Below are 14,446 nucleotides of genomic sequence, written 5' to 3'. Positions count from 1 at the left end.
ATGAGTGCTCATAAGCCTTTTTGCCATGAAACCTATATAACTTTCTCTTTATTTCCTCTTTTTTTCACCAAAAAATAAGCAGTAATCAAGGCAGTAATAGGAATTATCAGGGCTACACCTGTTCCAGCACAAAATATAGTGATCATTTCAGCACTAAATATTTTTGAGTTTACGATTTCTCCAACAGAATAGGATAAATCCTTAAACCATATAAGCAATGCCAAATAGCCTCCAAAGAAGGCAAAAAATAATGTATTCGTAGATGTTCCTAAGATATCCCTCCCAATACTTAATCCAAATGTGAATAAATCTTTCTTGCTAATGGATGGATGATGATGAAACATTTCTCGCATGGGAGATGAAATGGCCATGGCTGTATCGATAATGGCGCCAATAGTACTCATAATAATTACTGAAGCTCCAATTTTAACAAAATCTACTCCAATATAAAGGGAAAAGATGCTAAGCTCTTCTATTTCTTCTTCACCAAAACCTTGTATCATCGCATTTTCCGTCACAATGACAATAAAAAAGAGTACAATAACGATCGTGATAATAGTAGAAATGAATGCTGTTTTTGTTGTACTGTTCACCTCATTAATAAAAAATAAATTAATATAACTAATCACAGTACATGCAATCAATGTTACGATATACGGATCATTATTTGGATTTGTCATAAAAATGATGGTAAAAAGTACTACACCAAAGTTTAGGAACAAAGCAAAAAATGAACGTGCTCCTTTTTTTCCACCAATCCAGATCATCAATATTAATAGTATGAACGCTAGCAACACTAATACATTCATTATCTTTCCCTCTTTCGATTAATGAAAAAAATAGAAATATATAGACCTATCGGAATAGTTAACACGATTCCAATACCACCAGCTAGGGCACGGGCCAATTCCAATGTTAGGTTCATGGAAAGGGTAAATCCCAATGCAGAAGCATTTTTCAAATACAAAATAATCATAGGTATGGAGCCACTTATATAGGCAAAAAACAAAATATTTGTCATGGTTCCCATAATGTCTTTTCCAATCTCTAATCCAGAAGTTTTAAGTGCTTTTACTGATATGTGGTTATTCTTTTCATACAACCCAAAAATCGAAGCAGACATGGTAATGGCTATATCCATTACGGCTCCTAAAGATCCGATAAATAACCCTGCCATAAACACCATTTTATAAGGACGAGTGACAAATTGCATTTCTTCATATCGAAGACCATTTTCGGAAGTTAACCACATAACAAGATAAGTAATGAACAGCGATAAAAAAGTCCCTAACAGTGTCGCAATAATAGCTGCATATGTTTTTTCATTAAAACCGTTAACGAGTAAAAGGGAAAGGACCGTAAATAGAATGATACTTATACTGCATATCAATACCAAACTAATGTTTGATGTATTCAAATAAAAATCTAATGCATATGACAACAATATGGCATTGACTGCCAAACTTATAATTGAAAACAGTCCTTGCTTTTTTCCAACGATAAGTAATGTCAAGATAAAAATCCATGCTACAATCAACACAAATTTATCACGCTTTACGTCTTTTATGGTTCCAGTTAACTCTGAATTTTCTTCTTTCTTCGTATCAATCGAAACAAATAAATCATTTCCAGCCCGATATTCTTGATCATAAGCTCCGGATGAGGAATATTCATTCCTTAAATGAATAAGTTTTCCTTTTTCTTCTCCATTTTGTAATACAGCTATTATACTCTGGGTAAATAGTCGATCTTCATTTTGATACATATCATTCAATTCAGTTGTATTTTCCAGATTTGTTTTGATGACTTTGGCTATTGGAAGTTCATAGAATGAATAATTGTGATTAACAAAGAAAATAGAGGAGACAAAACAAAGTGCTATGATGGCGTACAAAGAAACACGCTTGTAACCCATTTTTTTACATTTATTTACGATAACATTCAAAATAAAACCTCCAAATATCGGGTGGGCAAAAAAGGCAGGGAGGAGCCAGAATTGACTGACACCACCCCGCCTTACTAGTATTTGATTATTTGATTAATTTATCTTATCATGAATAGATTTAATTTGCGAACAACGTCCGATTATCTCCTTTATGTCTCTCCCGGTAAAACGGGAAGAAGAGATTGAGGTGACATAGAATTTTACCAGAGATGTTTTGACTTAACTCTTTTTTGTCTACACTTTGTACTCCGTACATATTTACAAACCACCAATTTGTGTATATATTAAATTAAAATATTCTTGCGAGGTCTATTTCTAAATATATAATAATTTCTTGTCACTATTAGGGGGAGCGTCAGGAAAATACCAATATAAAAAGCCCCATTCTCACCACTTAAATTGAGGAATAGGGCTTCTTATAAAAGCGCCTGATGCTGAATAACATGTAAATACATCAGTTGTTAAATCTTAACTTGTGATACGCTTCTCCGTACCTCACTGAACTGCGTTTTTTACTCCAATTTACTTTTTCAACACAGTACTTCAATGTTAAATCCTCCAGGCGCTTCTACATAGAAGGTATATCTGTGTAAATGTTTTGGAGGTTTTACCATGAATCCATCATCCTTTAACTTCTGATTGATCCTGTTAACTTGTTCTTCATTTTCTTGTATGAATCCAACATGAAAAGTCTTGGGGTATTGTACATCGCTTCCTTTCATTAGTGTCAATATGGATCCATCATCATCTTTCATTGCGGCGAACCCATCTCCACGACTTCCTGCACATGATAAACCAAAGTATTTTTCTAAAAACTCCCTTGATGCTGTAACATCATTAACAGTTAAATTTAAATGATTGATTTTCATTACTTTCCCCCTATTCTAATTCCGTCTCCATCTGGCAAGAAAGTTAATTTTTCATATGCTTTACTGCCCTTAGCAGCATAAAAAAAGCGATCCTGCTTAAGGAAGAATCGTATTTGTTTAATAGAATGCTTATTACCCTATCTTTTGAAGCTTTACGAGAAGGTCGTCGAGGCGGTAAAATTGTGAGGCACATCCTTGGACTACACCCATTTCCATTACTTGATGAAGTCCCTCGACTGAAGCGAATCTAGAACGCATGATGAGTTTAGTCTTACCCTCGTGTTCAACAAACGTCATCGTTATCAGTGTAACTGGCATACCGTCTGCTGCGTTGCCTTCTTCATCTGAAAACATATCCGTGAAGACAATCTTCTCCGGTACGATTATTTCTTGATAAACACCTTTACCCCAAGATTCTTGGCCATAAAATTCACCTTGGTTTTCATCTGTGCACCGCATGCAATAATGCCATACGCCGTCAGGCTTAAAATTAAACTCCCGATTTTCCGTTTGCCATCCACTCGGCCCCCACCAGCTAGCCAAACGCCCAGAATTCGAAAACGCTTTAAAAACAAGGTCCCGCGGCCCGTCAAATATACGCTCCATGACGAGGTCCCGCCCATCTAAGCTCATTGTGATGTTGTTAATCACTTTGTTATCAGACATGTTAATTCCTCCTTCCTCTTTTGTAAGATATTCCTTCTACTTCGTCACAATGTCAGTATTTCCCTTCCGATTTTGTAAATGATCAACACAGTGACCGCAACTTCAAGATTAAAAAAAGGTCAACCAGTAAAATAAACTGGCTAACCTATTAATACGAACGGGCAATCGATATAGATTAAGTTGTAAGAACATGATGAAAACCTAGTTTAGATCATGGTTCGGGATGAAACCATTTCAATTGATGGAACCGCCAGAAAGAAGTTACAATTAATTGAAGAAATCCGCTCCCTTTCCGCCGACTGTCTGCCAAGCCTCATCAAAGCAAGCGTCTCCGGGGTCTTGGCTAGCCAGTTATTCGGCAGGAGTGTCGCAAATTTCTTCAATTTAATAAGGGTTTCATATATAACAGCAAATTTAACTCTATTACAATATTTTTTCATTTTCATAGTTAGTGTTTGACTCTACTTTCTTAGCCAATTTAAATTTATAGAATAATATACAGGCTACCAAAAATCCTATTCCATAAAACAGTCCAACTCGTTGAGTAGGGTCAAAGGCAAGGAATACTAGAATCAGCAAACAAAAGCCTAAACAAAACAACGGGACAAATGGGTAAAATGGTACTATGTATTGTAAATCTTCCGTTTTACCTCCCGCTTTTATAAACTTCCTTCTAAACATATATTGCGATAAAGCAATTCCCATCCAAGAGATCGTGACGGAAATACCCGCTATGGACATAAGTATCACGAAAACAGTATCCGCCGCAATGAAGCTAGTCAATAACGATAGAAGCGAAAAGCATATCGTAAAAAGAAGGGCATTCAATGGCACTTTCCTTTTGGACAATAGACCAAACACCTTAGGTGCCATTCCATCATGGGCCATCGACCAAAGCAAGCGCGTAGATGCATAAAGACATGAATTCCCCACAGAAAGAATGGCTGTCAAAATAATGAAATTCATGATACCTGCTGCATAAGGTATCCCCGCTATCTTCATCAAAGTAACAAAAGGACTTTCCAATAAGCCTAATTCCGAAGAAGGGAATATGGCGGAAAGGATGATAATGGACGAAATGTAAAAAACAATGATTCTAAATAGTACGTTTCGAATGGCTTTAGGGATGTTCTCTTCAGGTTTTTCACTTTCCCCTGCCGCTATTCCTATTAGTTCTGAGCCTTGATAAGAAAATATTACATTCATCATTGTCACAAAGATAATTGTAATGCCACCTGCTGGAAAAAGACCAGAGGGAGCCAAATTCTCAAAGAATGGGGTTGGACGATCAGATAAAGTGACAAAACCAAAGATGCCAGCGATTCCAATCAAGATAAACAAAATCACTGCAACGATTTTTATTCCAGCGAACCAATATTCCGCCTCTGCAAAACCTCTTGTCGTTAATGCATTCAATGTAAATAAAAGCACTATGAACACAGCACACCACATCCAGGTAGGACTATGGGGGAACCATTGTTTCATCAATATTCCTGCTGCCGTAAACTCAACTCCTGCAGTTGCGGCTGAACCTACGAAATACATCCATCCTAGAGAGAAACCAGCGGAAGGCCCTATATATTCGGCAGCATATTTTTGGAATGAACCTGTAACCGGCATATGAACGGCCAGCTCGCCAAGGCAGACCATAACCATATACAAAATAAGACCGCCGGCTAGATAACCGATCAGGGCTCCTCCTGCCCCCGCTTGGTTGATTGTATAGCCTGCATTTAAAAAAAGGCCTGTACCAATTACGCCGCCAAGTGAAAGCATAAATAAATGGCGTCTTTTCATTGAGCGTTGCAGCTGATCATTATTCTCCAGTCCATACCCCATATAATCACGTCCTTATCTAATCTATTAGCCTATGCCTTCAGCAAAACCATCTTAGAACCTCAATGAGAGACAACTAAGGCCGCCATCTTGTTTTTGAAATTCCGACATTTCCACTTCAATCACTTTGTATCCCAAATCTTCAATTTTTTTCTTTGTACCCTCAAACCCTTTTGGGACAATAACAGAGTCGTTCATTCTGACACAGTTACCCGAATATTCTTCTTCCTCTTTTACGGTTATTTGATTAAAGCTAGAAAAAGCCCCGTGATTAATGAATTCCCCGGCCACTAATAAATTATTGTCTCCGAGGTAATTGACACCCGTTTTTAAATGAAAGAATTTCTTAAGGGGAATGATGGTCGTATCATAACCATACTTACCCATGATATCTTTGAACTGCAGAGCACCTGCTTCATTCGTTCTGGTTGAAAGGCCAACATAGAAGTGATCTTCAACTTGCATTACATCTCCGCCATCTAACATTCCCGGTGATTGAATATATTCGATTGTGTCATAGAAGTCCTTTAAAACTTCTTTCATTTCAATAATCTCACCATTACGGCTATCTGCACCAGGATTGGTTACAAGCGCACATTTTGGTGTCACCACGGCGGTATCTTCTACAAACGTAGAATCAGGGAATCTTTCATCCGATTCGAGAACGGTCACTTTCACACCGCAGCGTTTTAATGCTTCTACATAAGCCTCGTGCTGCACAAGCGCTTTTTCATAATCCGGGTTTCCTAAATCCGATGTTGTTAAGCCATTTACAAAACTCTTTCCAATCTTTCTTACAATCGCGTGGTTAAACATATATATTCCTCCTATATAGGTAGTTTATCTTTTTAAAATGTTGGAAATTAATTTTGAACCTGTACTTTAAATGAAGTTTCTTTTATTCCAGAAGCGGAAATTATAGAAATATAGAATTCCTCTCTTAAACTATAACGGGTGCCTCTTCGGAGCCCATGCTTTCTCAATTATTTTGATGACTGCACAATTTCTCCGCTATTGCTACAAAATATCTTACTCCATATCCTAAAGCCTTCTCATCGATTTTAAATTTAGGATGGTGCAGAGGATAAGCTTTTCCAAACTCATCATTATGGACGCCTAGAAATTGCATGGAAGAGGGAACGATTTCGGAAAAAGCCGAAAAATCTTCTGTTCCAAACATGGGATCATCAACCTGGATGATGTTATTTTCTTCAAAAATACCTTCCATGACCGTTCTTGAAATATCAACAGCAGCTTTATCATTTACCACTGCTGGATACCCTAAATACCAGGTAATTTCACATTTTGCCCCATGCGCTTCTGAAATCCCCTTAACGATTTGCTCTAGATAGTCCCTTGCTTTCACTCGGCTATCAGAGTCCAAGGAACGAATGGTACCACCGATTTCTGCATATTCTGGTATGACATTGAGCGCACTTCCGGAATGGAACTGAGTGACTGAAATGACAGGTGTCCTAAGAGCTGAAATTTTTCTGGAAACGATATGTTGAATATTCGTGGTAATTTCTGCACCAATGATCAGCGGATCTACCGTTAATTCCGGAGTCGACGCATGACCGCCCTGACCAATAATTTTAATTTCAAAATCATCGGCTGCTGCACAGAATACCCCTTCCCTTAAACATATTGTCCCTGTTCGTTCATAAGGCGTAACATGCAGTGCAAATGCATAATCCACTCCTTCCATGACCCCTTTTTTCACCAATTCCTGAGCTCCCCCTGGCAGAACCTCTTCTGCGTGTTGGAAAATAAACCTGATTTCTCCATCGACCGCATCTTTTTTCCCGGAGAGGACTTTAGCAGCACCTAATAACATCGCAGCATGTGCATCATGTCCGCATGCATGCATAACCCCTGGATTTTTTGATTTATATTCAATTTCTGCTTCCTCTTCAATCGGGAGTGCATCAATATCCGCACGAAAAGATATGGTATTCGATTTCCGGGCAGATTTTTTAGCTCCTTTAAGAACCGCTAAAACGCTCGTTTCGGTTGGTCTCGTCACTTCTAATCCTGAAAAGGTTTTTAATTTCCTGTAGATGAATTCAGAAGTTTGGTGCTCCTGATATGAGAGCTCCGGATTTTCGTGAAAATGACGTCTCCATGAAATCACTTCATCCTCAATCGTCTCCTGTATTGTCTTCATCATAAACGCCTCCCATTAATTCGAATATTCATACTTTTCGGATCTTTAAAAAGGGCCATACTGTATGCTTTGAGCAATGATCAAAAAGATTATCGCTACCGCAGCCTGAATCAAAAGATATGGAAACACCCATTTTACCCATTTCGTAAATGATATGCCTGCCACTGCCAGTCCAGCCAATAGCACTCCAGAAGTCGGAAATATCATATTCGAAATCCCATCCCCTAATTGGAATGCCAACACTGCCGTTTGTCTTGTCACACCCATTAAATCCGCTAATGGAGCCATGATCGGCATCGTCAATGCTGCTTGTCCACTTCCGGATGGAACAATGAAGTTAAGAAATAATTGGACAATGAACATTCCGATTGCATTTATGGCGGGAGGAAGCTGCTCAACCAACCCTGCCGCATAATATAAAATAGTATCCAGCAATCCGCCACTTGTAATGATGACCAAGATTGTCTGCGCAACTCCTATTATCAATGCCCCAGAAACCATGTCGCCTGCTCCTGAAATAAAACCATTAGCCATCTTGGATGGAGTTAAGCCACCAATTATGCCCATTATGATCCCGCTTAATAAAAACAAGCCGCCAATTTCACTTATATACCATCCTAATTTAATAACTCCATATACTAATAGAATGAAATTCACCAATAAAATAATTAAAGCAGCGCTATGTCTTTTACTCATCCTAAAGTTTTTATCAAGATGTGCATGATCTTCACGCCTGAATTTCCCATACTCCCCCAGTTCAGGGTTTCTTTTAACCTTCATTGCATGGAAATAGATGTACAATACTGTAACGACATAAAACACTGCAAGAAGAGCGATTCGCAATCCCATTCCCGAATACATGGGCAATTCTGCGATGCTTTGGGCAACTCCTACATTAAAAGGGTTCGTAATGCCCGAAATGAATCCAGTCGCCAATGTTCCAAGGATGACGATCGCAAAGCCTGTAAGTGCATCGAAGCCTAATGCAATCGTCATCGGAACAATGATTGCGATATAAACTAATGCATCTTCAGCAGAGCCGATCAGAGTCCCTAATGACGCGAAGATTAATACCATCAACGGAATAAGCAATTTCTCTTTTGTTCCGAATCGGACAGCCACAAACTTAATGAAAGAATCCAGCGCTCCTGTTGCCTGCATGATTCCAAGTGCTCCGCCAAACAAAAAGACGAATAAGATAATTGACGCTCCTTCGATCATCCCTGCGTGAATACTGCTGAACATTTCCAATAATCCCACTGGTGTTGAATCAACAAATTCAAACGAAGTAGGATCGACTACACTCCTGCCATCCTTTTCAATTCTTTCATATTGGCCTGCAGGTAAGATATAGGTTAAAATCGTCACGATTACAATGACGATAAACATCAGGACAAAAGGGTTAATCCCTTTTTCCGGTAACTCCGTTAGTTGGTTATGTGGCTTATTATTTTGATTAAGCGGCTCGGAAGTGATTTGACCATCAGGCAGGTTATTCATATAAATACCCCCAGTTAAAGTTTAATACCATTAATCCAGTTTTCCTGTCGGACCATCACTTCTCAACCAAACAATTAATCATACTCTTTATTAACTTCTCCAGCATAACGGGCGTATGAACGAAGGCACTATCGATGTGAAGGCGCTCAGTTTTCTGGTGTGCATCCTTACCAAACGGACCCACATTAAGTACGGGTGCCTGAAGTTTTTGCATATCAGCAAAAGGAATGCTGTAAGTATCGCCCCAGACCGGTGTATTTTTTTCAAAAGCCGTCCATCCATCAGACTCATCGCTATACTGAACATAGCTTAAATCGCAAAGGCCATTAAAATAATGAATATGGCTCACTTCTTTACCAAGCAAGCTGGCAGTTTCCTTCATTAATTTCACAGATTCCATGATAAGCGGATCATCGGACGTATTGACGGCTGGATAATATGGCGGTGCGAACAGCAATACAATGGCGGGTGAAAGCTCCTGACATTGTATCATCAACTTTTCAGCGATCCTAAGTGATTTTTCCCGCTCATCCAAATCCATGTTTCCTTTAACTTCACTCTTTATTTGCTCAACAAAACTGCCGCCAAATTTGCCCTCGGCATATGAAAGTAACTTTTCGTAGCGCAATACTTGCACTTCACCTACACCTTCAATTTGTTCACGCAGACAAAGAGCTTTATAAGATTCATTGCATTTAATCGCCGCTTCGTTTGCAACCTGCTCGAATAAATCCATTATCTCTGCAGCTGTCCTTTTCATAATGAACACATTATAAAGCGCTGCCGCACGATAAGGTGTTTGGGTTGAATATTGCAGTTTCAGATCTTTTTGCTGAAGCGATACCGGTAAAGGTGTTTCCTCACCAAGATCACTTTCCTGAAAAAGAGTGTTCCACTCCATGAGCTGCGTGAGGAACGAGGCTATATAGTTAGCCGTTATGCCCTTTAATGGCTCACCCACATGAGTTTCTTTCCCATAAAAAAGGGCAGCGGGCATGATTTTCCCCAAAGTCCCGGAATAAATATAATGACTATTATCACCCGGTTTCTGTGAAAAGGACGGTTCACTATTAAAAAACATTTTATAGGAAAGGTCATATTTATCCCGTAAAGTCACAAGTTCTTTAACTGCAGCCCTCATTCCCGCAGAATTCACTTCCTCATCAGGAACCGTTAACAGCAGGAGATTGATCGGCCATTTTTCGATGCTTGCCTTTTCGATGATAGCCATATGAAGGGCAAGCCCCATTTTCATATCCATCGTTCCTCTGCCAAACAAGTACTTTCCCGATTCAAGATCAATGCGCGCTTCTTCCGGTAGATCTCCTTTCCGGTCATGAAGCTTTTTCGTGAGCTCCTCCGGCTGAAAAGCAAGAGCCTCAAGATCACCATATTCTTCGGTATGAACCGTATCAAAATGGCTAATTAATACAACGGTCTCCTTGCTATCGGGATGTTTATAAAAGGCATTGACAAAATTTCTCCCTAAATCAGCCTCGTGAAGCGATAAGTACGCCGGATTCCTTTTAAAATAATCAAGCTCCCTCAATTTTTCTTGAACCTTATAAGGAAACGTGCGCTCCCCCAATGTAAGAGTACGGCTTTCCCAGCTAACAAGTTCACATAACAAAGCACGAAGCGTTTCTGGAGCACCCCATAGTAATTGACTCATGCCAATCCCCCTTCATTAATATTTGTACGCACCACCGGGCAGGTTAAACAAGTTGGACCGCCAGTGCCTTTGTAACTGATTTCAGTTCCTTTGTATTCATAAACTGTTGCTCCGGCATCAAGAAGCTTCCGCTTTGTGTAAGCGTTACCAGAAGCTATCACGCAAACCCGCGGAGCAATGGCAAGCACATTACAGCCTAAGGTCAAGTACTCATCAACCGGCACTTCGATAAGCTGAATGCCTCGTTCAATCAGCAGTTTTCTGAAAAAAACAGGCATAAGGCGGGAGTGAACCACTGCTAAATCATGGTCGACAAGACTGATGAAAGACATAAGATGGAGACACTCTGCCTCTCCCTGATCATGCGGAAGCTGAACTACGATGAATTCATCCACAAGATGTGCGGTCATTTCCTTTAATTGCCGAATGGCTTCAGCGTTTGTACGATAACCATGTCCGACAACAAGGGTCTTATCATCAAGCCAAACGATATCACCGCCATCCGCAACCGCATCACCCGTTAAATACCCAATAATCGGGATGTTCTTTTCTTTACAATATTCCTTGTATACATTAGCTTCCGGCTGTCTCAATTCTTTCCCGGACTTTAAAATAATGGCTCCTTGGCTTGTGAATTTGACCGGGTCATGCGCATATATGGAGTCAATGCCGACTAGCGAAGATGCTGGCAAATAATCGATGTTTGAAACATATTTCTCCAAAATGGATATAAAGTCACCATACTCTTTTAGTGCTTCGTTGAAATCAGGCTCTTCCGCAAAGTTGAAGTTCCGCCATGCTTGGCTTAAATGCTCTTGACTAATAAAAGCTTCTTTAGGATGTTTTACAATGACACGTTCCAATGGTTTGTACATGGACGAACAGAATGTCACTGCCTCCCCCTCCTTTTCCGAATAGTGGAAAACGTTTCCGCTGTTAGGAATTTTTCTTTTATTATAAAATCAACTTTGGTATAATGTCAATATGTTTTAAATATTCAAATAAATCAAAGTTTTATTCAACTTGTAATGAAAGATAGGTGGTTTGTTTATGCAATCGATCGACCGCGCCATGAACGTTATAAAGGTGCTGGTTTCCAATTCATCGGAAAACTGGCTGTCAATTACGGAACTTTCCCAAGAATGTGATCTTCCTGTCAGCTCCATGCATCGTTTGTTAAAAGCGATGTCCTCGCATGGATTAATCCAACAGGACGGGCAATCCAAACAATATGGTTTGGGGAATATTTGGCTCGAATATGGTTTACGTATGTATGACAAAATGGATTACATCAGCCAAATAAGGCCTGAACTGGAAAGGCTGATGAACAAAGTGGAGGAAAGCGTCTATCTCAGCCAGCCAATAGGAATGGAATCACTCGTTATCGAACGAATCGACAGTGAAAAAAGCCAAATCCGGGTTTATGACCAGCTTGGCTCACGAGTTCCTATGCATATTGGGGCCGCCAATAAAGCGATGCTCGCCTATATGCCATATAAACAAGCGGAAAAAATCGTGGATGCTCTTCTGCCAATTCAAGAAAGAGCAGCTTTTTGGGATATATTGCAAGAGACTAAAATGAAGGGTCATGGAATCAGTCACAGTGAAAGAACAGAGGGAACATGTTCTGTTGCCGTGCCGATATTGAACCATTTTGGGGAAGTTCACGGTGCGGTGAGCATAGGTTTTGTCAGCTTTAACCTGACAGAAGAAAGACTTGATTTCCTCATTAAGAATGTGATGGAAACTGGTAATCGGGTTTCTGCAAAATTGGGGTATAGGGGAACATGAATAAGAAAGCAGTAAAGGATTATCGGATAAGCCGAAAAAGAAGATGAATCATTTCATCTTCTTTTCGTTTTTATATTAATCGCTGCCGGTCACGAATAAATCTTCCCTGAAATAGGCGAGGACCTCGCCGGCCACCACTGGTTCGCCCTCCAATACCTCCAATGATTCTATCTTTCCGCTTACACCAATATCAATGATTTCCACACATCCATCTGCCTTCTTAATCTGAAATAATTGTTCCCATTCGTAAAATCTGGAATTCTTGGATATTGATATTTTTTCAATCCTGCCATCACAAGGGCTTAGAATCACATCAACGTACATCTACATCATTCCTTCCTTCAGTATTCTTCAAAATGAAATGGGGTTTGTAACACTAACTTGAGAAAGTTTTGGAACTCAGGTATATCTTCTTGTTCAATGCCAAGGGTCGGAGCCCAGTATTGATCTAAATTAATATCATTGGCACAAAGCAGGATCATTCTTCCGCTTTGCATGGAAGTCACCATTGCTTTACCGAAAAACTGGCCTGAATATACAATGGTCACATCATATCTATAATCTTGTGACAATAAGCAATAATGATGAATAGCCTGGTTTTCTTTATTTTCGGAAAGAATATCAAAATTCAACGGATTGCCTCCTTTCTTGTAAGCCCTAATTCGTTCAGAACCTGACCCAACCTCGAAGCTGGGATGCTTCTGCTATTTTGCGAATCCCTTCAATATAAGCCGCCACTTTCATGTTCACGGAATATTTTTGTGAAGTATGGTAGACATTCAAAAAGCTGTCCGTTATCTTTTCCTTCAATCGTTCATCCACAAGCTCTTCCGTCCAATAATAACCTTGGTTGTTCTGGCACCATTCAAAATACGAAACTATCACCCCTCCTGAATTCGCCAAAATATCCGGGACTAGCACTATACCTTTATCATCAAGAATCTTGATCGCTTCCTTTGTTGTCGGACCATTTGCTGCTTCGATCAGGATTTCACATTTTAATCGTGTTGCATTATCTTTATTCACCACTCCGCTAATGGCTGCGGGAATCAGCACATCACACTCTTTTTCCAATAATTCTTGATTGGATAATGAATCTTTGTATAAGTTCGAAACGACCCCAAACGAGCCCCTGTTCTCCAAAAGGTAAGGGATGTCCAAACCATTCGGATCATATAAACCTCCAAGCTCATCCGCTATTCCGACAACCTTAGCCCCCATTTCATATAAATACATGGCCAAATGACTGCCAACATTCCCGAATCCCTGGATGATTACCCGCATGCCTTCAATAGGAATCCCCTTTAAATCACATATCATTTGAAGTGTATATAATACTCCCTTGGAAGTGGCCTTTTCCCTGCCCTTCGATCCACCTAATCTCAGAGGCTTTCCTGTAATGAAGCCGGGTGAATCGAATTCCCTGATGTGATCGTATTCATCCAGCATCCAGGCCATGATTTGTGAATTCGTATACATATCAGGTGCCGGAATATCTTTAGTAGGTCCCACTATTTGACTTACTGCCCTGACATACCCTCTGCTTAATCGTTCAAGCTCAGATGAACTCATCTGTCTGGGATCACATACAATGCCGCCTTTTGCCCCTCCATATGGAAGATCGGTTATTCCGCATTTCAAGCTCATCCACCCGGCCAATGCCTTAACTTCCTCGGGAGTGACATCCGGGTGAAACCGAATCCCCCCTTTAGTTGGACCGGCTGCATCATTATGTTGAGCCCGATACCCTTGAAACATCCTTGTCTCCCCATTATCCATTTGAATAGGAATGCAGACTTCCAGAAAACGCATTGGCGCTTTCAGAAAATCAAAAACCTGATCTGGATAGTTCAAAACATGAATTGCTTCTTTTAAGATATCCTGGAATTCCTGCAATGGATTATCCAATTGACGTTTTTCAATTACCTTAATTTTCTCTGTCATTTTAGCACCTCACTTATATTCTTATAACTTATTAAGCAACTTTCGTGCCAGCTTTG

At 39.8% G+C, this 14,446-nt stretch carries 14 protein-coding genes; 1 reads left to right on the top strand and 13 read right to left on the bottom strand.

From position 1 onward, the window contains the following. Window positions 1-32 precede the first annotated feature (32 nt). The 10 genes from J7E52_RS22170 to J7E52_RS22125 form a co-directional block, all read right to left on the bottom strand. On the bottom strand, window positions 33-809 hold the full coding sequence (locus J7E52_RS22170; RefSeq protein WP_214750553.1) for a YibE/F family protein: 777 nt from the start codon (window positions 807-809) through the stop codon (window positions 33-35). Beyond that, window positions 809-1,945, bottom strand: coding sequence for a YibE/F family protein (locus J7E52_RS22165; RefSeq protein WP_396020304.1), 1,137 nt, complete (start codon window positions 1,943-1,945; stop codon window positions 809-811). The genes J7E52_RS22170 and J7E52_RS22165 overlap by 1 nt, the downstream gene beginning before the upstream one ends. 530 nt (window positions 1,946-2,475) lie before the next feature. Next, window positions 2,476-2,814 (bottom strand): VOC family protein, encoded by a 339-nt coding sequence (locus tag J7E52_RS22160; RefSeq protein WP_214750552.1) that lies wholly within the window; start codon window positions 2,812-2,814, stop codon window positions 2,476-2,478. Window positions 2,815-2,946: 132 nt separating this feature from the next. Then, the gene (locus tag J7E52_RS22155; protein WP_214750551.1) at window positions 2,947-3,480 is read right to left on the bottom strand and encodes an SRPBCC family protein; all 534 of its coding nucleotides are present in this window, start codon (window positions 3,478-3,480) and stop codon (window positions 2,947-2,949) included. Window positions 3,481-3,903: 423 nt separating this feature from the next. Next, complete coding sequence (locus J7E52_RS22150) at window positions 3,904-5,319, bottom strand: amino acid permease (protein ID WP_214750550.1); 1,416 nt, start codon at window positions 5,317-5,319, stop codon at window positions 3,904-3,906. A 51-nt stretch (window positions 5,320-5,370) separates the two neighbouring features. Further along, a complete protein-coding gene (locus J7E52_RS22145) occupies window positions 5,371-6,132 on the bottom strand; it encodes a dimethylarginine dimethylaminohydrolase family protein (protein WP_214750549.1) in 762 nt (253 codons plus the stop codon). Between the two features lie 163 nt (window positions 6,133-6,295). Then, window positions 6,296-7,483 (bottom strand): amidohydrolase, encoded by a 1,188-nt coding sequence (locus J7E52_RS22140; protein WP_396020305.1) that lies wholly within the window; start codon window positions 7,481-7,483, stop codon window positions 6,296-6,298. A gap of 45 nt (window positions 7,484-7,528) precedes the next feature. Beyond that, window positions 7,529-8,983: a YfcC family protein gene (locus J7E52_RS22135; protein ID WP_214750547.1), complete on the bottom strand. Its 1,455-nt coding sequence runs from the start codon at window positions 8,981-8,983 to the stop codon at window positions 7,529-7,531. Window positions 8,984-9,038: 55 nt separating this feature from the next. Continuing rightward, window positions 9,039-10,655: a M20/M25/M40 family metallo-hydrolase gene (locus J7E52_RS22130; RefSeq protein ID WP_214750546.1), complete on the bottom strand. Its 1,617-nt coding sequence runs from the start codon at window positions 10,653-10,655 to the stop codon at window positions 9,039-9,041. Next, a complete protein-coding gene (locus tag J7E52_RS22125; protein WP_214750598.1) occupies window positions 10,652-11,530 on the bottom strand; it encodes a dimethylarginine dimethylaminohydrolase family protein in 879 nt (292 codons plus the stop codon). Before J7E52_RS22125 ends, J7E52_RS22130 begins: the two co-directional genes overlap by 4 nt. Window positions 11,531-11,705: 175 nt before the next feature. Between J7E52_RS22125 and J7E52_RS22120 the strand changes: the two genes are divergently transcribed. After that, window positions 11,706-12,446, top strand: a complete 741-nt coding sequence (locus J7E52_RS22120) for an IclR family transcriptional regulator (RefSeq protein WP_214750545.1) — start codon at window positions 11,706-11,708, stop codon at window positions 12,444-12,446. A gap of 75 nt (window positions 12,447-12,521) precedes the next feature. On the opposite strand, the gene J7E52_RS22115 is transcribed toward J7E52_RS22120, so the two are convergent. From J7E52_RS22115 to J7E52_RS22105, 3 genes are read right to left on the bottom strand one after another with little or no spacing between them, the layout of a single operon-like run. Then, on the bottom strand, window positions 12,522-12,770 hold the full coding sequence (locus J7E52_RS22115; RefSeq protein WP_137019971.1) for a biotin/lipoyl attachment domain-containing protein: 249 nt from the start codon (window positions 12,768-12,770) through the stop codon (window positions 12,522-12,524). A gap of 17 nt (window positions 12,771-12,787) precedes the next feature. After that, window positions 12,788-13,078, bottom strand: coding sequence for an SAV0927 family protein (locus J7E52_RS22110; protein WP_137019970.1), 291 nt, complete (start codon window positions 13,076-13,078; stop codon window positions 12,788-12,790). 34 nt (window positions 13,079-13,112) lie between these two features. Further along, the gene (locus J7E52_RS22105; RefSeq protein ID WP_214750544.1) at window positions 13,113-14,390 is read right to left on the bottom strand and encodes a Glu/Leu/Phe/Val family dehydrogenase; all 1,278 of its coding nucleotides are present in this window, start codon (window positions 14,388-14,390) and stop codon (window positions 13,113-13,115) included. Window positions 14,391-14,446: the final 56 nt, after the last annotated feature.

It is taken from the genome of Bacillus sp. ISL-34, from assembly GCF_018613325.1.
Lineage (GTDB): Bacteria > Bacillota > Bacilli > Bacillales > DSM-1321 > Peribacillus.
The sequence above is the reverse complement of the archived record's forward strand: the minus strand, read 5'-3'. Positions and strand labels throughout refer to the sequence as shown.

What these genes read in the sequence shown, in the direction of transcription:
- J7E52_RS22115 (WP_137019971.1), bottom strand. Translation starts at nt 12,770, where the DNA reads ATGTACGTTGATGTGATTCTAAGCCCTTGTGATGGCAGGATTGAAAAA.
- J7E52_RS22105 (WP_214750544.1), bottom strand. Translation starts at nt 14,390, where the DNA reads ATGACAGAGAAAATTAAGGTAATTGAAAAACGTCAATTGGATAATCCA.
- J7E52_RS22130 (WP_214750546.1), bottom strand. Translation starts at nt 10,655, where the DNA reads ATGAGTCAATTACTATGGGGTGCTCCAGAAACGCTTCGTGCTTTGTTA.
- J7E52_RS22125 (WP_214750598.1), bottom strand. Translation starts at nt 11,530, where the DNA reads ATGTACAAACCATTGGAACGTGTCATTGTAAAACATCCTAAAGAAGCT.
- J7E52_RS22150 (WP_214750550.1), bottom strand. Translation starts at nt 5,319, where the DNA reads ATGGGGTATGGACTGGAGAATAATGATCAGCTGCAACGCTCAATGAAA.
- J7E52_RS22155 (WP_214750551.1), bottom strand. Translation starts at nt 3,480, where the DNA reads ATGTCTGATAACAAAGTGATTAACAACATCACAATGAGCTTAGATGGG.
- J7E52_RS22120 (WP_214750545.1), top strand. Translation starts at nt 11,706, where the DNA reads ATGCAATCGATCGACCGCGCCATGAACGTTATAAAGGTGCTGGTTTCC.
- J7E52_RS22145 (WP_214750549.1), bottom strand. Translation starts at nt 6,132, where the DNA reads ATGTTTAACCACGCGATTGTAAGAAAGATTGGAAAGAGTTTTGTAAAT.
- J7E52_RS22135 (WP_214750547.1), bottom strand. Translation starts at nt 8,983, where the DNA reads ATGAATAACCTGCCTGATGGTCAAATCACTTCCGAGCCGCTTAATCAA.
- J7E52_RS22160 (WP_214750552.1), bottom strand. Translation starts at nt 2,814, where the DNA reads ATGAAAATCAATCATTTAAATTTAACTGTTAATGATGTTACAGCATCA.
- J7E52_RS22140 (WP_396020305.1), bottom strand. Translation starts at nt 7,483, where the DNA reads ATGAAGACAATACAGGAGACGATTGAGGATGAAGTGATTTCATGGAGA.
- J7E52_RS22170 (WP_214750553.1), bottom strand. Translation starts at nt 809, where the DNA reads ATGAATGTATTAGTGTTGCTAGCGTTCATACTATTAATATTGATGATC.